The 22,842-nt window shown below is 37.4% G+C and carries 22 protein-coding genes; 9 read left to right on the top strand and 13 right to left on the bottom strand.

Features of this window, described 5'->3' with window-relative positions; genetic code table 11:
- Positions 1-24 precede the first annotated feature (24 nt).
- The 8 genes from BELBA_RS01550 to BELBA_RS01515 all read right to left on the bottom strand — a co-directional run bounded on the left by BELBA_RS01550 (position 25) and on the right by BELBA_RS01515 (position 6,734).
- The gene (locus tag BELBA_RS01550; protein WP_014770995.1) at positions 25-954 is read right to left on the bottom strand and encodes an SDR family oxidoreductase; all 930 of its coding nucleotides are present in this window, start codon (positions 952-954) and stop codon (positions 25-27) included.
- The gene (locus tag BELBA_RS01545) at positions 947-1,783 is read right to left on the bottom strand and encodes a peptidylprolyl isomerase (protein WP_014770994.1); all 837 of its coding nucleotides are present in this window, start codon (positions 1,781-1,783) and stop codon (positions 947-949) included. Before BELBA_RS01545 ends, BELBA_RS01550 begins: the two co-directional genes overlap by 8 nt.
- Positions 1,780-2,715: a hydroxymethylbilane synthase gene (gene hemC, locus BELBA_RS01540; protein ID WP_014770993.1), complete on the bottom strand. Its 936-nt coding sequence runs from the start codon at positions 2,713-2,715 to the stop codon at positions 1,780-1,782. The genes BELBA_RS01545 and hemC overlap by 4 nt, the downstream gene beginning before the upstream one ends.
- Positions 2,715-3,623, bottom strand: coding sequence for a 30S ribosomal protein S6--L-glutamate ligase (rimK, locus tag BELBA_RS01535; protein ID WP_014770992.1), 909 nt, complete (start codon positions 3,621-3,623; stop codon positions 2,715-2,717). Before rimK ends, hemC begins: the two co-directional genes overlap by 1 nt.
- Positions 3,620-4,051, bottom strand: a complete 432-nt coding sequence (locus BELBA_RS01530) for an ATP-dependent zinc protease family protein (protein WP_014770991.1) — start codon at positions 4,049-4,051, stop codon at positions 3,620-3,622. Before BELBA_RS01530 ends, rimK begins: the two co-directional genes overlap by 4 nt.
- 9 nt (positions 4,052-4,060) lie before the next feature.
- The gene (locus BELBA_RS01525; RefSeq protein ID WP_014770990.1) at positions 4,061-5,206 is read right to left on the bottom strand and encodes a DNA polymerase III subunit; all 1,146 of its coding nucleotides are present in this window, start codon (positions 5,204-5,206) and stop codon (positions 4,061-4,063) included.
- Positions 5,207-5,215: 9 nt separating this feature from the next.
- A complete protein-coding gene (locus BELBA_RS01520) occupies positions 5,216-6,415 on the bottom strand; it encodes a GlmU family protein (protein ID WP_041779179.1) in 1,200 nt (399 codons plus the stop codon).
- Positions 6,416-6,488: 73 nt separating this feature from the next.
- The gene (locus BELBA_RS01515; protein WP_014770988.1) at positions 6,489-6,734 is read right to left on the bottom strand and encodes a type B 50S ribosomal protein L31; all 246 of its coding nucleotides are present in this window, start codon (positions 6,732-6,734) and stop codon (positions 6,489-6,491) included.
- Positions 6,735-6,948: 214 nt separating this feature from the next.
- Here BELBA_RS01515 and BELBA_RS01510 point away from each other — a divergent pair, with 214 nt between their 5' ends.
- The 4 genes from BELBA_RS01510 (at position 6,949) to BELBA_RS01495 (ending at position 12,592) form a co-directional block, all read left to right on the top strand.
- Positions 6,949-8,640: a hypothetical protein gene (locus BELBA_RS01510; protein WP_041779471.1), complete on the top strand. Its 1,692-nt coding sequence runs from the start codon at positions 6,949-6,951 to the stop codon at positions 8,638-8,640.
- A gap of 99 nt (positions 8,641-8,739) precedes the next feature.
- The gene (locus BELBA_RS01505; protein ID WP_014770986.1) at positions 8,740-10,572 is read left to right on the top strand and encodes an ABC transporter ATP-binding protein; all 1,833 of its coding nucleotides are present in this window, start codon (positions 8,740-8,742) and stop codon (positions 10,570-10,572) included.
- Positions 10,573-10,606: 34 nt separating this feature from the next.
- Positions 10,607-10,972, top strand: a complete 366-nt coding sequence (locus tag BELBA_RS01500) for a hypothetical protein (RefSeq protein WP_014770985.1) — start codon at positions 10,607-10,609, stop codon at positions 10,970-10,972.
- Between the two features lie 81 nt (positions 10,973-11,053).
- Positions 11,054-12,592, top strand: coding sequence for a YifB family Mg chelatase-like AAA ATPase (locus BELBA_RS01495; RefSeq protein ID WP_014770984.1), 1,539 nt, complete (start codon positions 11,054-11,056; stop codon positions 12,590-12,592).
- Between the two features lie 45 nt (positions 12,593-12,637).
- Here BELBA_RS01495 and rlmB read toward each other — a convergent pair whose 3' ends face one another.
- Both rlmB and BELBA_RS01485 read right to left on the bottom strand, forming a co-directional pair.
- The gene (gene rlmB, locus BELBA_RS01490) at positions 12,638-13,411 is read right to left on the bottom strand and encodes a 23S rRNA (guanosine(2251)-2'-O)-methyltransferase RlmB (protein ID WP_014770983.1); all 774 of its coding nucleotides are present in this window, start codon (positions 13,409-13,411) and stop codon (positions 12,638-12,640) included.
- A complete protein-coding gene (locus tag BELBA_RS01485; protein ID WP_014770982.1) occupies positions 13,384-14,634 on the bottom strand; it encodes a GWxTD domain-containing protein in 1,251 nt (416 codons plus the stop codon). Before BELBA_RS01485 ends, rlmB begins: the two co-directional genes overlap by 28 nt.
- 48 nt (positions 14,635-14,682) lie before the next feature.
- Between BELBA_RS01485 and BELBA_RS01480 the strand changes: the two genes are divergently transcribed.
- Entirely contained in the window at positions 14,683-15,462 is a 780-nt protein-coding gene (locus BELBA_RS01480) for a class I SAM-dependent methyltransferase (RefSeq protein WP_014770981.1), read from the top strand.
- 24 nt (positions 15,463-15,486) lie between these two features.
- On the opposite strand, the gene BELBA_RS18980 is transcribed toward BELBA_RS01480, so the two are convergent.
- The 3 genes from BELBA_RS18980 to BELBA_RS01470 all read right to left on the bottom strand — a co-directional run bounded on the left by BELBA_RS18980 (position 15,487) and on the right by BELBA_RS01470 (position 19,318).
- Positions 15,487-15,732: a hypothetical protein gene (locus BELBA_RS18980; RefSeq protein WP_014770980.1), complete on the bottom strand. Its 246-nt coding sequence runs from the start codon at positions 15,730-15,732 to the stop codon at positions 15,487-15,489.
- A gap of 154 nt (positions 15,733-15,886) precedes the next feature.
- A complete protein-coding gene (locus tag BELBA_RS18975; protein WP_014770979.1) occupies positions 15,887-16,117 on the bottom strand; it encodes a hypothetical protein in 231 nt (76 codons plus the stop codon).
- 222 nt (positions 16,118-16,339) lie between these two features.
- On the bottom strand, positions 16,340-19,318 hold the full coding sequence (locus BELBA_RS01470; protein WP_014770978.1) for a glycosyltransferase family 117 protein: 2,979 nt from the start codon (positions 19,316-19,318) through the stop codon (positions 16,340-16,342).
- A gap of 147 nt (positions 19,319-19,465) precedes the next feature.
- Between BELBA_RS01470 and trxA the strand changes: the two genes are divergently transcribed.
- The 4 genes from trxA (at position 19,466) to BELBA_RS19940 (ending at position 22,816) form a co-directional block, all read left to right on the top strand.
- Entirely contained in the window at positions 19,466-19,786 is a 321-nt protein-coding gene (gene trxA / locus BELBA_RS01465) for a thioredoxin (RefSeq protein WP_014770977.1), read from the top strand.
- Positions 19,787-19,869: 83 nt separating this feature from the next.
- Complete coding sequence (locus BELBA_RS01460; protein WP_014770976.1) at positions 19,870-21,291, top strand: MBL fold metallo-hydrolase; 1,422 nt, start codon at positions 19,870-19,872, stop codon at positions 21,289-21,291.
- A 131-nt stretch (positions 21,292-21,422) separates the two neighbouring features.
- On the top strand, positions 21,423-22,322 hold the full coding sequence (locus tag BELBA_RS19945; protein WP_052307602.1) for an OprD family outer membrane porin: 900 nt from the start codon (positions 21,423-21,425) through the stop codon (positions 22,320-22,322).
- Positions 22,259-22,816 carry a hypothetical protein gene (locus tag BELBA_RS19940; RefSeq protein ID WP_052307601.1) on the top strand — a complete coding sequence of 186 codons (558 nt, stop codon included), beginning with the start codon at positions 22,259-22,261 and terminating at the stop codon, positions 22,814-22,816. Before BELBA_RS19945 ends, BELBA_RS19940 begins: the two co-directional genes overlap by 64 nt.
- Positions 22,817-22,842 lie beyond the last annotated feature (26 nt).

Here is a 22,842-nt window from a genome sequence, read left to right as displayed (position 1 = left end):
AGTTTTTGATTGATTATTGAAATGTTAAGAATTGGCTAATTTAAGTTGTTTTGATAAAATACCAATTCCATCCATAAAACTTTTGGGAGAATACCCCAAGTTGTTGATGGCTTTGTCGATGATAAAGCCAGTTTTCATTGGCCTTTTGGCCTTTTGAGTAAATGCCTTAGAGTTAGTTTTCTTAATCTTTGATTTATCTAAATTAAAATAATCTGCGGTAGCAATAGCCATATCATATGGCGTAAGTAGATCTTTTCCTGATATATTAAAGACTCCTTCAGCTTGTTTTTTGATTACTAAAAGGCAACCTTCCGCTAGGTCTTCCGCTAATGTTGGTGTTCTGAATTGGTCATTTACCAGCTGTAAGGTTTCGCCCTTTTCAAGGGAATTCTTCACCCAAAGTATAATATTAGATCTACTCATGTCATTGGCAATTCCATAAACAAGAACAGTTCGGATGATAGACCATTTTATTTTTGCATTCTTTATATTTTCCTCGGCTTTCATTTTTGTCCAGCCATAATAATTTACTGGGTTTGGAGCATCCTCTTCGGAATATGGACCAGCTTCTCCATCAAATATAAAATCCGTAGATAAATGAACCAGATGGCTTTTAAGTGTCTCACAAGCATGAATTAAATTATTTACGCCATAGATATTTAATTTAACACAGGTATTTTTTTCTGCTTCGCAAATGTCCACATTTGTCATAGCAGCTGTATTGATGACAAAATCCGGTTTGAAACTTTCAAAAAGGTCTAAAACTTCATCTCTATTAGTGATGTCCAAAGATTTCCATCTGTCTTTGGCTCGTAAATCTGTAATGCGACAGTCTCCTAGGCCTGTAGGTATGACAATAAATTGATCCTCTTCAAGTATTTGGAGAACTAGTTTTTGTCCTAAAAGTCCATTTGCTCCTGTGATCAGGATGGTTTTTTTACTGGATTCATTCATAAGTGTACCCAAATTCCTTGGTGATTTTCTTTTTGTTGATGTGGGAAACACTCACTTTTATGTAAACAGGCTCTAGGGGTTTGTCTTGCAAGCCAGTTTTCTCTTTTGCTATCGTTTCCATTACATCAAGGCCTTTTATAATTTTGCCAAAAACAGTGTATTCGTTGTCCAAATGTGGCGTCCCTCCATCAGTAGTGTAAGTTTCAATTTGCTGAGGGGTCATTTTTTTATCTAAATTAATATTGTAAAAATCTTCCAAGAGAGTTTTGGTGCTCAGCATTACTTTATTCATCGAATCTAATTCTTGAGCTTGATAAAGTTGGTAATAATTTTCTCTTAATTCTTTATTGCTTTCTAAGCTAATGTACTGATTGAATTTTTGCCCTAATAAGCGCATGTCAGTTACCAGCTCCAACTTATCATAGACTTTTCCTTGTACGATGTAAAATTGAGATCCGCTTGAGGCTCTTTCTGGATTTACATTATTGCCCATTCTAGCAGCAGCAATCATTCCTTTCCCATGGATTAATTCAGGATTGATTTCTTCTGGGATAGTGTACCATTCATCTCTGGGTAGATTTTCTTTTCCAAAAACATCTCCACCCTGAACCATAAAGTTTTCTATCACCCTGTGGAATTGGGTTGAGTCAAATCTTCCATTTTCTGCTAATTCTATAAAATTACTCTTGTGTTTCGGTGTTTCATCAAAAAGTAAAGCATACATATCACCATGACGGGTCTCGATTTTGATCAAATAATCTTTTTCAACAGAACAGCTGGAAAAAGCTAAAATGGATAGTCCAATCAAAAATAGGTTTCTTAGTTTCATTTGTTTAATGTAGATTTTATGTCATTTAATATTTCCAGTCCTCCAGATTGGAACACTTTTTCTGCTAAGGATTTGCCGAGTTGCTCAGCATTTTTAGCTTCACCTGATAGCTGATGAATGATTCTTTTTGAGCCATCTAGGCTTACGATTCCACCTTTGAGTGTAAGTGTGTTTTTTTGAATATCTGCTAAGGCAAATACGGGAATGCTACAGCCACCCTCTAATACTCTCAAATAAGCTCTTTCAGCTTGGAGTCTAAAATTCGTTTCTTGATGATTTGTTGCAGCGATGATTTTAGATTTAATTTCAGGGTTCATCACAGTTGCGGCTTCGATGGCAACACTGCCTTGTCCTACTGCGGGAGTGAATTCATCCAAAGATAATTCATGCCTAATCAAATCATCATAGCCCATTCTATGAGCACCTGCATAAGCAAGTAAAAGGGCATCGCAAACACCTGATTCCATTTTAGCAATTCTTGTTTGCAAGTTACCTCGAACCTCTACTGTTTGAATATGAGGATAATAGTGTTTTAGTGTGGCCACTCTCCTAGTTGAGGAGGTGCCAAGGATTAAAGGTTTTTTTGGGTTTTTATAATCAATATCTGTATGGTGGCTTAGAATTATGTCATTCACTTTTTCACGTTCTGTAAATGCGATTATTTCAAATCCATCAGGTAAAGATGACTGCATGTCTTTGGCACTATGTACAGCAATATCAATTTGTCCGCTAGCTAATTGATCTTCTAGCTCCTCTGTAAATACTCCTTTGCTACCTATTTTAGCAATTGAAACGTCTAGAATTTTGTCACCTTTAGTATCAATAATGACAATTTCACTATTTATACCATTTGATTTCAAAAGATCGGCGACATGATAAGCTTGCCAGAGAGCCAACTTACTTCCTCTAGTCCCTATTTTGATGTTTTGCATTATTCTTTAATTTTTCTTTTCGGTGATTTATTGTTGACAGACTCTTCTATGAATTTGACGATCTCACCTGCGATATTTATTCCCGTTGCTTTTTCTATTCCCTCAAGTCCTGGTGAACTATTCACTTCCAAAATCAATGGGCCTCTTGAAGATTGGAGCATGTCTACACCGGCAATATCCAACCCTAAGACTTTAGCAGCATTCAGGGCTGCTTGTTTTTCGGCACGAGAAAGTTTGATGATTGTAGCCTTTCCACCTCTGTGAAGATTTGATCGGAATTCACCTTCGGCACCTTGCCTTTTCATAGCACCAACCACTTTGCCATTGACAATAAACGCCCGGATATCAGCTCCCTTTGCTTCTTTGATGAATTCTTGGACAATGATCCTCGCTTTTAATCCATGGAAAGCCTCAATTACGGATTGGCCTGCCTTTTTGGTTTCTGCTAAGACCACTCCAAGTCCCTGAGTTCCTTCCAATAGTTTGACAATCAGTGGAGCACCACCTACATGTTCAATCAATGTTTTTTCACCACCTTTTGAAAAGTTTGTAAAAGCAGTTTTAGGCATTCCTAAGCCAGCTTTGGAGAGGATTTGTAAACTTCTTAGCTTATCTCTACTTCTGACTATAGCTTGAGATTCTACTGCGGAAAAGGTACCCATCAATTCAAATTGTCTCACTACTGCGGTGCCATAAAAGGTAACCGAAGCACCAATCCTTGGGATGATTGCATCAACTCCAACTACTTTCTCTCCTTTATATATGATCGACGGACCTTCTTGCTCAATGATGATATCACATAAGGAATGGTCAATGATTTTTGCTTCATGTCCTGCAGCTTGTATTTCCTCTAGGAGTCTCCTTGTAGAGTATAAATGCGAATTTCTCGAAAGTATGACAATTTTCATATTTTTGATTTTTGGGATAAATTGACTTCAGATACATCTACTAAAAATCTCCCTTGAATCATTTTTCTGCCCAAGAGTATGGTATTTCTCATTTTAGATCTATCAGTGAGTGTGAATTCGGCTTCGAATTCTTCATCAAACATAATCACTTTTGTTTTCACTTTATATCTTACTTCAGCTTGACCAAAAGAATTTTTAACCTTTTTTTGTGTGTAGTCATTTGTATGATGAATGATGTCTTTGTATTTCCTGTCTGTAGAGCCTAATACCCTATAAAATAGGATCATTTCACCGTCTATTTTTCGTTCCTCTACAAATGTACAATGAATAGAACTTGTATAAGCACCTGTGTCAACTTTGGCGGGAATCATCCTTAATTTCCAGTCAGGAAGTGTGATTCTTTCTCTCCTTCCGATTATTTTCTTCATAGTCTTTGCTTAATTTTTCTTTCGCATTATTCTAGCAAGTTGAAAAGATAAATCTGTGAAGAGGATTTTTGGGCTTGCATTTCTTTCCAAATGATAGTGGGCTTCATTCATCAGCCGATACATAGACAGGATTTTATCTTCATCAAGGACGTGTACTCCGAGATTTTCTATAAAACCTCTGTCTTCAGGTACACTTCGCATCAGTCCTGTAAGTTGCGATTTGCTTAAAATGACTTCCCTGAGGACATTAATTCCGCTTAACAAAAGTGATTTTTGACCTTCTTTGTCTCTTTTTGCAAAATCCTCAGCTTGAGCTATAATCTCGCCGGTCTTTAAAGAAAAACAGAGTCTGTACCAATCTCGAACCTGAGTAGTGTTTTCATCGACTACTTGATCTACAAGTCTAAAGGCCTCACGCATATTTCCATCTGCTAATGGAGCAATTTGCTCAGATGCTTCTCTGGAGCAAAGCTCTTCCTTAACCAAGTGATCTTTGATTTCTTCATCTGTAAATGCCCTAATCATTACCTTTTGAGTTCGGGAGAGAATTGTTGTCAGCAATTGCTCAGGTTGTGTTGTTAAAAGTAAGAAAAGCGTCTTTGGTGGAGGTTCTTCTAAGACTTTCAAAAGAGAATTTGCAGACTGGATATTCATGTATTCCACTCCCCAAATCAACATGATTTTGTAGCCGCCTTCAAAGGACTTTAGTGAGATGGTGTTCAAAATAGTTTTTGCAGCAGCTCTGGAAATATTCAATTGCTTCTTTTCAATATCATTGTGATAGATCCAATCAGAGATATTTCCATAAGGGGTGTTCAAAGCAAAATTTCTAAATGATGCCGTGAAATCGATTTTAGTTTCTTTTTCTTCATCCTCATCCTCTTTTTTCTTGGTGAGAGATGGGATTGGAAGTGCAAAATTTAGATCAGGGTGAACCAATTTTGCCATTTTAAGACAAGAGGCACATTGCCCACAAGCATCGTCTTCTAGTGGGTTTTGGCAATGTAAAAATGTAGAAAGTGCCAAGGCCATTTTAAGATTTGCAGAGCCTTCTGGGCCATGAAAAAGCAATGCGTGAGCTAAGTGGTTATTCTTAACTGCCTGAAGAATTTTTTCTTTGACATCTTGAAGACCTGGAATCGACGAAAATAGCATAATTACAGATTAAAGTGTTTTGTCCCAAATACGGTAATGCTTGGTCAATTCAAAAACTTTTTGAATGATTTCTTTTTCTACTTCATCATATTCTAGTCCTCGTCTTTTCATAACAGCTTTAGCAACCTCTTCAAATTTATTCACTTGGAAAGTGCTAAATCCAGCAGCACCACCCCACGAAAAAGAGGGAATAAAATTTCTAGGATAACCATCTCCAAACACATTCGCGCCAACTCCCACCACAGTTCCTGTATTGAACATGGTATTGATGCCGGATTTGGAATGGTCTCCCATCATTAAACCGCAAAATTGCAGCCCAGTATTCGAAAAGCCACCTTTGATGTAGTCCCAAACTTTTACAGCAGCATAATTATTTTTTAAATTTGATGTGTTTGTATCTGCTCCCAAATTACACCATTCACCAAGGACAGAATTGCCCATGAATCCATCGTGTCCTTTATTGCTAAATCCAAATATTACGGAATTGGAAACTTCGCCGCCGATTTTGGAATGTGGGCCTACAGTTGTGTCACCTCGCATTTTCGCTCCCATGTTCACTGTGGAGCCTTCGCAAAGAGCAAATGGCCCTCTGATCAAGGCGCCTTCTTGGATTTCTGTATTTTTGCCTATGTAAATAGGCCCATTTTCAGCATTAAGCACAGCTGCTTTGATTTTCGCACCTTCTTCTACGAAGATTTGACTTTCATTGTAGATTATTGTGTTGGGATCGCTAATGCCAGCTGACTTTCTACCTGAGGTAAGTAGATCAAAATCAGCTCTGATTTCTTTTGCATTGAATTCAAAAATGTTCCAGGTTTTTTGGATCAAGGTAAACTCTCCCTCGAACTCAACTCTTTGCTTTTCTTTCGCAATGTCTTGATCAAAGTTGGAAGGATCACCTGATTGAACTGCAATCAAGGTTTGATTAATCCAAAGTGCTTGTTTGTGATCAAGTGCAGAGATTGCTTTCCACAATTGTGGATTAGGGCAAAAGGCGCCATTGATTAGAATTGCTTCGCTTTTCTGATAAGTAAATTTCTTGCTGAGGTAATTTTGTGTTAAAAACCCCGGCTTTATTCCAGCATATTTTTCCCATTTCTCGCTGATTTTCAGAATCCCAACTCGGATGTCTGCGATAGGTCGGGTAAAAGTAAAAGGTAATAATGATCCTCTGATCCCAGAGTCATCGAATAAAATTACATTGTCCATGTCACAAAAATAAAAAAGTCTCTCGGAAAACAACTTCCAAGAGACTTTTAAAACTTTTAATAAATAATGAAGCTTATTTCTTCGCGTATCTTCTGTTGAATTTCTCAACTCTACCAGCAGTATCCAACATCATTTTCTTACCAGTGTAGAATGGGTGAGAGTTAGAGCTCACTTCAATTTTGAAGAGAGGATACTCTTTTCCATCTTCCCACTGAATAGTTTCAGATGTTTCGATAGTAGATTTTGTTATGAACTTATATTCGCTTGAAGTATCATAAAAGACCACTTCTCTGTAGTTTGGATGGATATCTTTTCTCATTGTATTGTTATTTATCTTAAATGCCTTTTTCGAAATAGTTTGCAAAGTTATTCTTTTTTGAAAAACCATCCAAATCAAATGTGTGAATTTATTTGGCTCTCTGAGCAAATCAAGAATAAAACTCGCTTAAAACCTTTAAAAATGAACAAGAGTACATTTTTTATTTGATGGCTTTTTATAGATTTACAAATCTAAGTCTTTTATTTCAATGATTATGAGGAAGTTTTTACTGCTTTTGGTTTTGTGTGGTCTGATCAAGGTGAGTTCTTGGGCTCAAGGTGCATATGCTCCTTATAATAGAGATTATTATCATGCATTAGAACGTTATGAAATTTTGAAAGGAGAGATGAATCCCATTTTTCATACAGGATTCAAACCCTTTCGAAGAGATAAAATCGCAAATTACTTAGAATCTTACTTAATAGATTCTGCATCCGGGATCTTTCAAGGATCAAAAGCCGATCAATTTAATTTCTATTACCTCAAAAATGACAATTGGGAATTTGCTAAAAGTGAAACAGAGGGTTCTAACCGACCTTTTCTAGGCAAACTGTATAGAAAACCTTCTGATTTCTTTCATTATAGAGATGAAACTTTTGATATTCATATTAATCCAGTACTCTATCTCTCAGGTGGGAGGGAACAAGGAGAAGATGCTTTTAGATTTAGAAATTCTCGAGGCTTAGAATTGAGGGGGACTATTGATAGAAAAATCGGATTTTATACTTACTTAACTACGACACAGACAATCTTCCCCTCTTGGATAAGAGATTATATAGAGCAAAACGGGGCTGTTCCTGGAGAAGGATTTTGGAAAGATTACGAATCTGAGGGTTATGGTTATTTTTCAGCGATGGGACATTTGAGTTTCAATGTGAGTAAAAATATCGAGGCACAATTTGGTCACGATCGCAATTTTGTAGGAGAAGGATACCGATCGATGATTCTGTCTGACTTTTCAAATCCCTATGTTTTTTTTAAGTTGAACACAAAAATTTGGAAATTTAACCTGACTAATCTTTGGTCTCAGATGACCGCTGATGTCATTTATAATGGTCGTAGACCGACGGATGGCCGCTATCCTCAAAAATGGTTTTCACATCACCGACTTGGAATCAACATCGGCAAAAATTTGAATATTGGTGTTTTTGAATCCGTTATGGCGAATCAATTTGATTGGAATTACTTGAATCCTGTGATTTTCTACAGATGGATAGAACATCAATTGGGCACACCAGATAAAGTGATGCTGGGATTTGATGGAAAATGGAATTTCACACCTGGCATGCAGCTTTATGGACAATTTGCGCTGGATGAATTTGTGTTTAGCGAGTTTTTTGGAATTGATGGGAAAAATTCAAGCAGAAATAAGCATGCCATTCAGGCAGGTTATAAATATATCAATGCTTTTAAGGTGTCAAACTTGGATTTGCAGTTGGAATATAATCAGGCTAGACCTTACACGTATCAAGAAAAGTTTGAAAACCAAGCGTATACCAACTACAGAACGCCGCTGACGCACCCGAGGGGAGCAAATTTCCGGGAAGCCATTGCTATATTAAGGTATCAGCCTATACCTAGACTGACTGTAAATGCAACTGGATTCTATCAGCTTTTTGGGACTGACCCAAGTGATGAAGTTAATTTTGGAGGAGACCTTTTGAAAAATAGGTTGGTGACAAATACTGGACTAGGTCTTTTCGGACACGAAATTGGTCAAGGAGTAGAGAATAAAGTCTTGATGGGGACATTGAATTTGAGTTACATGCTGAAGCATAATCTGTTTGTTGATCTGAGTCAAAGCTATAGAAGGAGGACTGCTCAAAATCTAAACGCGCCTGATGTCGATAATTTTACACAACTATCTTTGAGGATGAATATCGTAAGGCAGGAATTTAATTATTGATTACTAAGGACAACTTCGTTTAGAATGCGAAGGTGGTTTTTGAATTTAACAGATATTTAAAATTAACTAACTTGCGGATTCGAATTCACAATCGCTTTCATGAATACCTATTTTAGAATACTTTCCTATGCTCGTCCTTTTAGAAGATATATACCGATATATGTGGTATATACACTTTTGGCGATAGTTTTTGGATTATTGAACTTCACTTTACTCAAACCTCTTTTTGATGTGATATTTGAGCAAAGTGGGCCAGTTGATGTATCAAAATATCTCGAAAAGCCAGAATTTGCATTTTCGATAGATTATTTTCTTCATGTTTTTAACTTTTATTTTTTACAAATCTCTGAGGAATTTGGGAAGTTTGGAACTTTAGTTTATGTCTGCATCATCATTGTGATTTCAGTTTTTCTAGCCAATCTTTTCACTTACTTATCTGGAGTAGTTTTGGCAAAAGTAAGGGCTGAAGTCATCAGAAAGATGCGAATGGATATTTTTGAACATGTAGCTCAGATGCATATAGGATACTTTTCAAATGAAAGGAAGGGTGATTTGATGTCCAAAATGACTAACGATATTCAAGAAGTGGAAAACAGTATTGTACAGTCATTGCGTGTTGTTTTCAGAGAGCCTGCTACCATCATTTTATATTTTGCGGTACTCTTTTTCATGTCTGTCAAATTGACTTTATTCACAATTTTAGTCATTCCAATATCTGGAGCGATTATCGGAGGGATCACTAAAAGGTTGAAGAAAAAAGCTGTAGAAAGTCAAGAGTCATTAGGTCGTATAGTCAATATTCTGGATGAAACGATTGGCGGAATGCGTGTGATCAAAGCATTTGGAGCAAAGAAATATATTACAAAGAAGTTTGATGATGAAACTGGATATTATTCCGATGTGAATGTGTCCATGGCTAAGAAAAATGAATTGGCTTCCCCAATCTCTCAGTTTATGGGGGTATCTGTCGTTGCTGGGATTTTAGTATATGGTGGAAGTCTGGTTTTGAACAATACCTCAGATTTGAGTGCCAGTGATTTTATCACCTATATCATCATCTTCACGCAAGTACTCAATCCTGCGAAAGAAATATCAAGGGCAGCAAGTGTAATCCAGAGGGGTTTGGCATCAGCAGAGCGGATTTTCAAAGTGGTAGATACAGAAAGTGAGATTCAAAATATTTCCAATCCGAGATCCCTTACATCTTTTGAAAATCAGGTTTCTTTCGAAAATGTGTCTTTTGGTTATGAAAGAGAGGAGGTTCTGAAGAACATCAATTTCAATCTTCAAAAAGGAAAAACGATTGCTTTGGTAGGTCCTTCAGGTGGAGGGAAATCAACTATTGCAGATCTGGTGCCTCGGTTTTATGATCCTACAAAAGGTCAAATCAGCATAGATGGAATCAATTTAAAAGAATTAGAATTAACACAGTTGAGATCTTTGATGGGGATTGTAACCCAAGAATCCATCTTGTTCAATGACACCGTATTTAATAACATCGCCTTTGGTTTGGAAGGGATTTCTGAAGAGAAGGTGATCGAAGCAGCCAAAATCGCCAATGCACACGAGTTTGTCGTTCAATTAGAAAATGGCTATCAGACCTCTATCGGGGAGCGAGGTTCCAAGCTCTCGGGTGGTCAAAGACAAAGGCTCAGCATCGCACGTGCAGTATTGAAGAATCCACCCATCCTGATTTTGGATGAAGCTACCTCCGCTTTGGATTCTGAGTCAGAATTATTGGTGCAGGAAGCGCTCACTAAGCTAATGACCAATCGAACGACTTTGGTGATCGCGCATAGATTGAGCACTATTCAGCATGCTGATGAGATATTAGTGATTCAAAGTGGTGAAATCGTCCAAAGAGGAACACACCAAGAACTGATGCTTGAAGAAGGTATTTACAAGAAACTTTCCACAATGCAGTCTGTTTAGTATATTTAAACGCTTAACCCAAAAAGAGAAATTTATGAAAAAGTTTAATAGTATCATGCAGTTGCTTTTGGCGCTGTTTTTTGCGCTCAGTTTGGTTTATTTTCTGGCATTTGAAAGTGTCAAAGGAGTATTTGGGGTAACTGAACTGTATTCTGGAACAGTCGTGACCTTTTTACTTGTTGGTTTGATTTTGTTTTTGGCAACATGGGCAACAAGTTCCATGGCTATGAAAAGTTTAGAAAGTAGTCTTTCCAAAAAAGAATTAGAAAAGAATGAATTGAAAGCCAAGCTTTATGATCTGGAGCAGGCTTTGAAGTTGAAAAACATTGACAGGAAAATTGACCAAATAGAAGAAGATAAAGAAAGTTCTGTAATCAAGCCAAGGCAGAATTTTAAGTAGGTAAATTTTCAAAATACTTTTGAATTTGGTTATATTAGGAAATCTTTTAGGTTTCCTTTTTTAATTTCAACGAATCAAATTATGGTAGCAAAGACTTTTGGAAGTGCTGTATCAGGTGTTGATGCAAAGCTCATCACAATAGAAGTAAATGTGGGTCAGGGTACCAGTTTCTTTATGGTGGGTCTTCCCGACAGTGCTGTGAAGGAAAGTCAACAGCGCGTGGAGTCTGCTTTGAAATATTTTGGCTATAGGATGCCACGCCAAAAAGTCGTGATCAACCTTGCCCCTGCAGATATTAGGAAAGAAGGTTCAAGCTATGATTTGCCTATTGCATTAGGGATTTTGAAAGCTTCCGAACAAGTTTTATTTCCTGAATTAGAGAAATATGTAATTATGGGAGAATTATCTCTTGACGGTAAGTTAAGACCAGTCAAGGGTGTGTTACCGATTGCCATTGAAGCAAGAAAACAAGGTTTCAAAGGTTTTATCTTACCGAGAGAAAATGCAGCAGAAGCTTCTATTGTCAATAGTTTGGATATCATAGGAGTAGATTCCTTGGAAGAAGCAATTAACTTCTTAGAAGGGAATTTGGAAATAGAACCTGTGGTAACAGATACTCGGGATATTTTCTACAATTCACTTGAGCATTATGAATTTGATTTCACGGATGTGCAAGGTCAGGAAAATATCAAAAGAGCCATGGAAATCGCCGCGACAGGTGGGCATAATGTGATCATGATAGGCCCTCCCGGAGCAGGAAAGACCATGTTGGCAAAAAGACTTCCATCAATCTTGCCTCCACTTTCTCTGCAGGAAGCATTGGAAACCACAAAGATCCATTCTGTTGCTGGAAGGTTAGGAAGAAATGCATCGCTGATTGCTCAGCGGCCATTCCGATCTCCACATCATACGATTTCTGATGTCGCCTTGGTTGGTGGTGGGGGAAATCCACAGCCAGGAGAAATCTCACTTTCGCATAATGGAGTTTTGTTTTTAGATGAATTGCCTGAGTTCAAAAGAACAGTTCTTGAGGTGATGCGTCAGCCTTTAGAGGAAAGGAAAGTGACGATTTCAAGAGCGAAAATCTCAGTTGATTATCCGGCAAATTTCATGCTGATAGCAAGTATGAACCCATGCCCCTGTGGTTACTACAACCACCCCGAAAAGGAATGTGTTTGTGGTCCGGGAATCGTGCAGCGTTATTTGAATAAGGTCAGCGGGCCACTTTTGGATAGGATTGACTTGCATGTGGAGGTGACGCCTGTGAAATTTGATGAAATGACTTCTAGCAGAAAAACAGAGACGAGTAAAGCGATTAGAGACAGGGTAATCAAAGGAAGAGAACTACAAGTAGAAAGATTCAAGAACTCTCCAGAAGTGTTTTGTAATGCCATGATGCCATCTCACATGGTCAAAGAAGTCTGTCAGATTAATGAAGCGGGAAAAGCACTTCTCAAAACAGCAATGGAAAGATTGGGGTTGTCAGCGAGAGCTTATGATAGGATTTTGAAAGTAGCGCGAACGATCGCTGATCTTGCATTGAGTGAGAATATCAAAGTAGAACACCTGGCTGAGGCCATTCAATATCGAAGTTTGGATCGAGAGGGTTGGGCTGGATAAAAATAGGTGAATCAAAAAAGGCGGTTTTTAAACCGCCTTTTTTGATTATTTCCTCTGTCTGATCGCTTCGTAGATGACTACTCCTGCGGCAACAGATACGTTTAAACTATCGATATTTCCTGAAAGAGGGATTTTGACAAACTCGTCACTGATTCCCATGATCTCTGGAGAGATTCCATCTTCTTCTGATCCTAATACCAAAGCCGTAGGAACGGTGAAATCGGCCTCGTACATGGCTCTTTCTGTTTTTTCCGTAACACTTACTACGCTCAAACCCATTTTCTTCAAGTCTTTCACTGTATAGTAAAGATTTTTCACTCTACAAACTGGAAGAAAATTCAAGGCTCCGGCTGAAGTTTTTACGGCATCAGAATTGATCTGAGCACTTCCTTTTTCAGGAATAACGATCGCATGAACACCAGCACAGTCAGCAGTTCTTGCCATGGCACCAAAGTTTCTCACATCTGTGATTCTATCCAAGACTAAGATAAGTGGAGCAATGCCTTTGCTAAAGCATTCGTCAATTACATTGTCTAAAGAAGCATACTGAATCGCCGAAATATGGGCAATTACACCTTGGTGATTTTTTCTTGTTGTTCTGTTAAGCTTTGCTTCAGGTACACGGACCACGGGAATTTTTTCTTCCTTGGCGAGTGAGAGCAATTCTTTGATAAGCTCGTTGTTGAGGTCCTTATTGACAAGGATTTTATCTATATCTTTTTGAGCATTTATGGCTTCCATCACTGCTCGTGTACCAAAAATAAAATCTTTATCCTGTTCGCCGCGCTCAATTAGAAATCCATCTTTCCGCTTCTCCATAGTGTAATGCTTTTGAACCATTCAGGCTGCAAAGCTCTAGAACGGTTGAGTGTATAATAATTAGGAGTCAAAATATTTTTGACGCGTGCAAAGGTAAAGTTTATTTTGGAATTTGAGTTAAGATCGCCGTAAGTCCATATTTCTGCATTCTGTCTAAAAGTGACACCATTTGGAGGACCCATGACCGTGTAGACCATTCCTTTGTCTGTTTTCCAGCCTTCCTTGAAGTCGGTAAAAAGGATATTAGCGAACTCGATTTGTCTGAAATATTCCCGAATTAAGGTCTTGGCTGTTTCTTCATTTTTTGTCAAACCAATCCAATATTGATCCAAGGCAATTTTTTTATCTTCAGCCTCCAAAAGTGCCTCGTGCTCTCTTCGGGTAGAAATATACACGACCATATCTACCATTTCTTCCCAAGATTCTACTCTTGGAAATGCTTGAGGTGCAGTTTTGATCATCAATCCTTCAGTAGAGTTGGTGTCTGATTGGATGAAATAATACCCTTTTTTTTCAAAATCTTTTGGGATATTTGCCAAGAAATCACCTTCATCGATTACTTCAATCTCGCGGGGCACAGGTGAAGGCTTGATCTCCATAGGAGGATATGGTGCCTCAAAACTTGCTGGATAAAAGTAGCTGTGTAAGCTCGCAGGCCCTTTTGTTTTAAAGAGCAAAGCTTCTTCTTGAATCAAAAATGACTGATCAAAAGGAATGTTGTTACCGAAATATGCGCCAAAATTTGGGTGACCAAGTACAAAAGGGCTAATCAAATCCATGTGGTAATAGTATTCATCACCTTGTCTTGTATCTACTACTTTTAAGAAAGCAATGGCAACTTGCTGCTCATCAGGAACCCTGATTCTTTGCTCAAAATAGAAATGATTTTGAGTATTCAATTTCAAATCTGACTCGCTTAGAGTAGTCAGATTTTCATCTGTAAAAGGTTGATTGTAGGAAGATAAAATCGTGAATGAAAAGGTATAATCAGAAAAAACTGCATTTTCTTCTAATTTCTCAATCGGTATTTGCAGAATAAAATTTCTTGGGCTTTCTTGAACAGGGATGATTTTCAAGGAAAGTCTTGAATATCTCGAGTACCGAAGTGCTTGATTGGTAGATTCTAACGTCTGCTGTCCTACTACTTCTATCGAAGAAAATACACTGAGCAAAAAGATACTCAGAAGGAACGGAATTTTTTTGGTGATTGCTTTTGTTATCATTTGGTTCAAAAATTAACCTTATTTTTGCTCAAATTAATAAAATTTTAAATGGCTACCTATACAACGGAAATTGCATCAGATAAGTTGGTAAGTGATAATCCTATTCACCAACGACTCCTCAAAGCATATATTGCTGCTAGACCCATGGTGAGTGGCGATCTATTGGAAGTGGGTTGTGGCGAAGGACGAGGGGTAGAAGTTTTGTTGGAGAAAGTAGATTCTTATCTTGGATTAGACAAAATCGAAGAAGTTATTACTTCTTTAAGAGCAAAATTTCCAAATGTAGCATTTCAGCAAGCAGTCATTCCACCTTTTAAAAATATCGCTTCAAATACGTATGATACGGTGGTGAGTTTTCAAGTGATCGAGCATATAGAGGATGATAAATTATTTTTGGAAGAAATCTATCGCGTACTCAAGCCGGGAGGGAAAGCAATCATCTCTACTCCGAATATCCGACATACCTTATCGAGAAATCCTTGGCATATCAGAGAATACACCTCCAAAGAATTGATTACACTTTGTGAAGAAATTTTTGATAAAGTAAATGCAATGGGAATAGGTGGAAATGATAAAGTTTGGAGCTACCATGAAGAGAATCGCAAGTCAGTCAATAAGATCATGCGATTTGATGTGCTCAATTTACAGCACAAACTGCCTGCTTCAGTTTTGAGATGGCCTTATGAAGTACTGAATAGAATGAATAGGAATAAACTTCACAAGAAGCAGGGAAATGCTGTGACGGATATCAGCCATGAAGATTATCTTTTGGTAGATCATCCTGATCAGGGGCTAGATCTATTTTATGTATTGGAGAAAAAGAGGTAAAATCATCATTTAATCAGTTTTTCTCTATTTCAAAAATATAGTGAAACCAACCTTAATTCCTATGTTATAAAGTTTGCTAGAGTAAAGATTATCTTCATTTCCATTGAGGGTGAATGAATTATAAGAAGCTAATATATCTAGTGCGCTTCTTTCTCCAATTAAGATTGCTATGCCCAAACCGCCACCAACATTTGTAATTGAATACTTATACCCGATTGTTGATGCACCTACCTCACTTTCTTGATTTCTTACTCCAAATAGAGAATTCACTTCTAAAAATGGCTTGATTTTTTCGCCAGAAAAGTAGTGTCTAGCAAATGGTCCAATTGCGAATAGATTCGTTTTGTTTAATGAAGTATTTCCTATTTGATTATTCTCTCCTTTTGAAAAAAAAGCAGCAAAATCAAGCCCTGCAGCGAAGTTATCAATAAAGAAATAACCAACTTTTGGAGCTAAATATACTTGAGTTCTTCGTTTCTATAGTAGTGCCATCACTTAATACTATAGTGGAAGAAGATCCAAGTGACATATAGCCATTAGACTCTCCAACTGAAAAGCTAGTGCCAGCACCCAATAAAAACTTTCCTTTTTCTGTTTGAGCATTTGAAAAATATCCAAGACTCAATAATGCGATCATTAAAACTAATTTTTTCATAAAATAAAATTAAAAAGTTTTTTTAAATATCAGAGATGTTTCAAAAAGTAGATTTAAATATTTTTTTAGTTTTTGGAATTTGTTAATTCTTGCCATTAATGGTCCACTAGGGTCACAAAGTTTTATTAATTGAATCAAAAGCAAAGAGCTCCATGTTTATACACGGAGCTCTTCGTTTGAATTGTAACATTCGCTTCGTCTATGAAGCTCTTTATTAGCTACTTATCTTCTGTCGAGTCTATTGTCTCTCGAAGTTCCCACGAATCTTTCTAGGTCTCTTTTCAACTCAGCAGCCAAATCATTGTATCCTTTTTCTTCAAGAAGAGGGACAAAGTAGCGAAGCATTTCAAGAGAAATTATTGCTTCTCTGTCATATTCCCGATTTGTTTTGGAGTAGAACTCTAGAAGTTGAATTGACTTCACAGTCATTTTCTCAACGATATCTAGCGCTTTTTCATCTTCACCAACTTCGAAGAACAAAGGAACAGATTGTCCACTTGCTAGATCGTAGGCAATTGCTTCATTTGGCATCTTGGCGATACCAAAATTTAAGATTTCTGCAGCTTTTTCAATTTCATCTTCATCTAGAAGTGCAATAGCGATGCTATTCAAAGCACTCCTGTGATTTGAAGTAAATCTTCTGAATTCATCATCAAAGTAATTGTCTGGATTATCCATTCCTCGGAAGGCAAAATCTTCCATGACATGTTTGTATGATTTTTCAGCATTGACTAACTCTGCTCTGAAATTTTGAGGCTTTCTCACAGGAAGTAATCTATAAGTCAACCCTTCCATTACCACATACTCTTCCAAATCTAATCCGATTGTGGCTAACGAGGTATTGTTGAAGTAGATTGGTCTCTCCCAATTATTGGAAGTGATCAAGTCAAGTAACATCATATTTCCTTTAGTGAGGTATTCTCCTTTTACCCTAAGGTTCATCTGATCTGTTACCAAGGCTTCCATACCTTCTGGAATCAACCCTTGATTATAGACTTTTTCTACATCAATATCCAAAATGATATTTCTGGCAGGAACCATGTTGATGGTTATCTTATTTGAACCTTGAAGTTTGAGTAAATCACTTTGGTTTTTGAGTAATCTCAAATATTCCTTAGCTGAGATTGCCTCAAGTCCTTCTCTTTCATATAAATATAGAACATCATTGGTTCCTTTTCTGTAGTTTTCATAAGTCAAAGAGAAAGGTAAAGCTTCAGAATCGTAAGCTTGACGTGTCATTTGATCTACATACCAGTCTGTATCAAAATAACTCAAAACGACTACTCTGACATCAGTTCTAAAGTTTTCAACAGCTTGAACGTACCAAAGTGGGAAAGTGTCATTGTCACCTCCTGTAAATAGAATTGCATTTGGTTCGCAGGAAGCCAAGAAATTCCTTGCAGAATCTACAGAGAAATATCTTCCTTGTCTATTGTGATCATCCCAGTTTTGGGTCGCCATCAATAAAGGGATAGGGAAAGTGATCAAAGTTGCAAGTATACCCGCAACTGCTAGGTTTTTATTCAGTTTTCCAATCCAATGCGACAGTGCCAAGACTCCAAATCCTACCCAAATGGCAAAAGCATAAAAAGAACCTACGTAGATATAATCTCGCTCTCTAGGTTCCACGGGTGGGGAATTAAGATAAAGAATCAATACCACTCCCATCATCAAGAATAAACCTAAGGTTACGTAGAAGGAATTAGGATCTTTTTTCGCTTGGAAAAACATACCGATCAATCCTAGAATTAAAGGAAGCATCAAATAATTGTTATGCGCCTTATTTTCTTTGATATAATCTGGGAATTTGTCACTGAATGCATCTGCGATTCCTAACCAAGGAGCATCTGAGTAGTCACTTTCTCGGCCAGAGAAATTCCACATAAAATACCTCCAATACATATGTCCCAATTGATGGGTTAGCATAAAGTAGATATTGTCACTGAATGTCGGTTCTTGACCTTGACTCAATCCAAGTTTTGCTCGATAGATTTGTTTGTGTCGTTCTTGTGTAGAGTAAATTCTAGGTAAAATAGTGGTTTTACTCTTTTCATATTTTGTAATAGTATTGTAATCTACGATTTCGTATTTGTCTTTTCCTTTGAGGTAAATTGGAGCTCCATCTTCTTGAGATTCAACTTTAGCAGTGAAATACTGTCCATGAAGAAGCGGTCTGTAGCCATATTGTTCTCTTTTTAGATAGGAGACATAACTGATGATATCGCTGGGATTGTTTTCATTGATTACAGGATCCTGATTTGCTCTGATGACAATCAGCGCATAGGAACTGTATCCTATCAAGACAAAAGTCAATGAAAGCAAAATGGTATTGAGGATGACTTTCTCTTTTTTGATACTGTATAAAATTGCATAAATCAAGGAGCCTAAGAAAACCGCAGAAAAAAAGACAATCCCTGATCCAAACGGCAAACCAATGCTGTTCACAAAGAAAATCTCAATCGACCCAGCAAGACTTGGTAGTCCTGGGATGATCAAGTTATTGATGATAATCAAGGCAACTCCACCACAAAGTAAAGCAATTGCTCCCCCTTTGATATTTGGGTTTTTGTACTTTTTGAAATAATAAATCAAAGCCAATGCAGGCAGCGTAACCAAATTGAGCAAATGGACACCGATCGAAAGGCCAACCAAATAAGCGATAAAAATCAACCACTTGTTTTCTTCCCTTGGATCTTCGATGACATCCCATTTCAGAAATGCCCAAATCACGATGGCGGTAAAGAAAGAAGACATGGCGTACACTTCAGCTTCTACAGCTGAAAACCAAAAGCTATCTGAAAAAGTATAAACTAATGCGCCGATAATACCAGCCCCCATTAAGCTGATTGTCTCTCCTTTACTTTCCTGACCTTTTTTCATCTTGAAAAGTTTTCTTCCAAGCAATGTGATAGACCAGAATAAAAACAAAATTGTAAATCCAGAAAATAAAGCACTTCCCACATTCATCCAATAAGCCACTTGAAGTCCATCGCCCATTGCAAGGAATCCGAACATCCTGTAAATCAGTAAGAAGAAAGGAGCTCCTGGAGGGTGGGGTACCTGAAGTTTGTAAGCAACTGCGATAAATTCTCCTGGATCCCAAAAGCTGGCGGTCTGTTCTACAGTCAAAATGTAAACTAAAGTGGCGACTAGTGCAACCAGCCATCCTGTCAGATTATTGACCTTTTTGTAATCAAGCATTGTTTTTGAAATAATAGTGTCGGGCGAAAATAAACAAATAATCACTAATCTTTGGAATTTTAACACGTTTTAAGCTTCTGTGATAAAAATTACTGTCACTTGAATCGAGGAATTCTAATTTTGTGATGTAATTTAAAGGTAAAGATCATGAGCACACAAGCCAAAACATTCAATGAGTTGATATCTGGAGACCAACCTGTCTTGGTTGATTTCTTTGCCACTTGGTGTGGACCTTGTCAAATGATGCAACCCATTTTACAAGATACAGCTAAGCAAGTCGGTGATAAAGTAAAAATCATCAAAGTAGATGTGGATAAAAATCAATTGGCAGCAAGTAATTTTCAAGTAAGGGGTGTTCCTACTTTAATACTTTTCCAAAAAGGAAAAGTATTGTGGAGGCAGTCTGGAGTGGAACCTGCGCATCAATTGGTGAATATAATAAATCAAAATATTCCTCAAACAGTCTGAATGTGATGAAAGTCATGCTGTAATTTCACGTTGCAACTTATGTTTGTTGCATCTTTAATGTTAGAAATAATTAAAAATTGAATATGAAAATAGAACAAATTTATACCGGCTGTCTAGCTCAAGGTGCATACTACATCGAATCAAATGGTGAGGCGGCAATTATTGATCCATTGAGAGAAGTACAGCCCTATATCGATCAAGCTCAAAAAAATAATTCGAAGATTAAGTATGTCTTCGAAACCCACTTTCATGCTGATTTTGTATCAGGACATCAAGATTTGTCTGCAAAAACAGGTGCGCCAATAGTTTATGGTCCTACGGCAATGAAATTAGGCTTTGATGCAATTATTGCAGAAGATGGACAGGAATTCAAAGTAGGAAACTTAAAAATCAAGCTGATCCACACTCCGGGTCATACGATGGAGAGTTCTTGCTATTTATTATACAATGAAGAGGGTAAAGAAGAAGCTATTTTCACGGGAGACACTTTATTCATTGGAGATGTTGGACGTCCAGATTTAGCCCAAAAGGTAATAGCAGATTTGACTCAAGAGAAACTTGCTGGTCACCTTTATGATTCATTAAGAAATAAAATCATGCCTCTTTCAGATGATTTGATCGTCTATCCAGCTCACGGAGCAGGTTCTGCTTGTGGTAAGAACATGAGTAAGGAGACATCTGACACCTTAGGGAATCAAAAGAAGACAAACTATGCGCTTCAGGAGATGACCAAAGAAGAGTTTATCAAAGAAGTTATTACAGGACTTACACCTCCGCCTGCATATTTCCCACAAAATGTCATGATGAATATCCAAGGATATGACAGCATTGACGAAGTTTTGAAAAGAGGGGTGAATCCACTTTCTCCAGCGGCTTTTGAAGCAGCAGCAAATGAAACTGGTGCAGTTGTTTTGGATACGAGAGATGCTCAATCATTTGCAAAAGGATTTATCCCTAATTCTATCAACATTGGTATAGAAGGAAGTTTTGCTGTGTGGGTAGGTGCAATGATTCCTGACTTAAAGCAAGAGATTCTTGTGGTAGCAGACAAAGGAATGGAAGAAGAAGTCATTACAAGACTTGCTCGTGTTGGCTATGATTATTCCATTGGATATTTAGATGGGGGATTTGACTCTTGGAAAGAAGACGGAAGAGAAGTCGATACACTTACTTCTTTGACAGTAGATGAATTTGCTGAATTACAAAAAAATCAAGGGGATGTAAATATCCTCGATGTTAGGAAAAACAGTGAGTTCCTCAGTGAGCATATTATTGGAGCTGAAAATGCTCCTTTGGATTATATTAATGAAAGCATGCTTCAGGTGGATAAGAACAAGACTTACTATGTTCATTGTGCTGGAGGATACAGATCAATGATTTTTGCATCCATTCTTAAGGCAAGAGGATATGATAACTTGATTGATATCAAAGGTGGATTCAAAGCCTTGAAGGAATCTGAGAAATTCAATGTGAGTGAGTACGTTTGTCCTTCCACTCTATTGTAAAAGAATTTGCTTTATTAGAGTTGATTAAAATCACCAAATGGCAAAGCTTCGGCTTTGCCATTTTCAATTTATAAAAGTGATTAAGTGATTTTTGTCACTTTTTCACAAGCTTGAATTAGTCAATTTTGAATATGAATAGAGTTTTGATAGTGATCTTTCTGTTTATGCAGAATGGGATTGCCTTAGCAAGTTCTTTCAGTAATGATGAGGATAGTATAAAAGTGGAAAAGCCATCTTTAAAAGAAGATTTGAAAAATGGAAAGTTTGATTTTCATTTCAGATCCTATTTGATGTCCACAATGAATAGTGGCGAGATCGTAGATTATGCGACACTTGCTGCTGGCGCAGGTATTGGATACACTAGTCCTGAGTGGAATGGGCTTCAATTTAGATTCAATGGATTCTTTACCTATCAAGTATTTGAAAATAACATTAGAATTGCTGACCCTCTTACTGGTGGAGGAAATAGGTATGAAATATTGCTCTATGACATGAATGATATAAGCAATACCAATAAGTTGGATAGACTTGAAGAGTTCTATTTAGCTTACAGTAAGAATCGTGTCAAGTTTGTTTTAGGTAGGCAAAAAATAATTACGCCGCTTCTTAATATTCAAGACAATCGGATGCGTCCTAATGTATTCCAAGGACTATCAGTTACCTATTCGGGCCTAAAATTAAAAGCTACTGCAATGTGGATCAATCAAGTGACGATCAGAGGTACGGTAGATTGGTATGATGTAGGTGACTCGTTTGGAGTGTATAGCTTTGGTAGAAATCCATTTGGAGAGCCATCCAATTATAAAGGTAAGATTAGTTCAAAAGGAATTGGTTTGTTGGGTTTGCAATATCATGATCAAGGATTGACAGTGCAAACATGGAATTATACTGCCGAAAATGTGTTTAATATGAGCTTTGGACAAGTTGATTATACATTCAACTTACCTCAAAAAGCACAAGATTGCACTTGGGAGTTCAAGGATTCCATCAATTTGCTATTAATGAAGGAGGAAATCCCGATAATCAATTAGCTTATATCCTTCCAGATGAAAAAGCCTCAGGAGTCGGTGCTAAAGTTGGTTTCTTCAAAGGAAGTCATAACCTTTCTTTCAATTATCTTGGGATTAATGATAAAGGGAGGTTTCTTTTCCCACGAGAATGGGGAAGGGAGCAGCTTTTTGCAAGTATGCCTAGGGAGCGGTACGAAGGCGCAGGAGGAATGAATGCTTATGTAATCAAATATGACTTAGTCACGCCGGTAGATGGTTTGTTTGTGCAAATGGGAGCGGGTCTAGTTAATCACTCGTCCATGACTTCGTTTACCACAAATAAATATGGGATTCCATCCTATTATCACTTTACTGGCATGCACGAGTATAGATTTAAAAATTCTTTAGAAGGGCTCAATTTGCAATTTTTAGCAGTCAATAAATCTGCTAAAGAAAGAAATAGCCTTTCAGATATTAATAAGATCAATAGAGTAGACATGTGGAACTTAAACTTCATTGTTGATTATAGGTTTTGATACTTAGGATGATGCAGTAGTTAAGT

Origin of the sequence: Belliella baltica DSM 15883 (assembly GCF_000265405.1) — a bacterium.
Taxonomy (GTDB): Bacteria; Bacteroidota; Bacteroidia; order Cytophagales; family Cyclobacteriaceae; genus Belliella; species Belliella baltica.
This window is presented reverse-complemented; position numbering and strand designations above follow the sequence as displayed.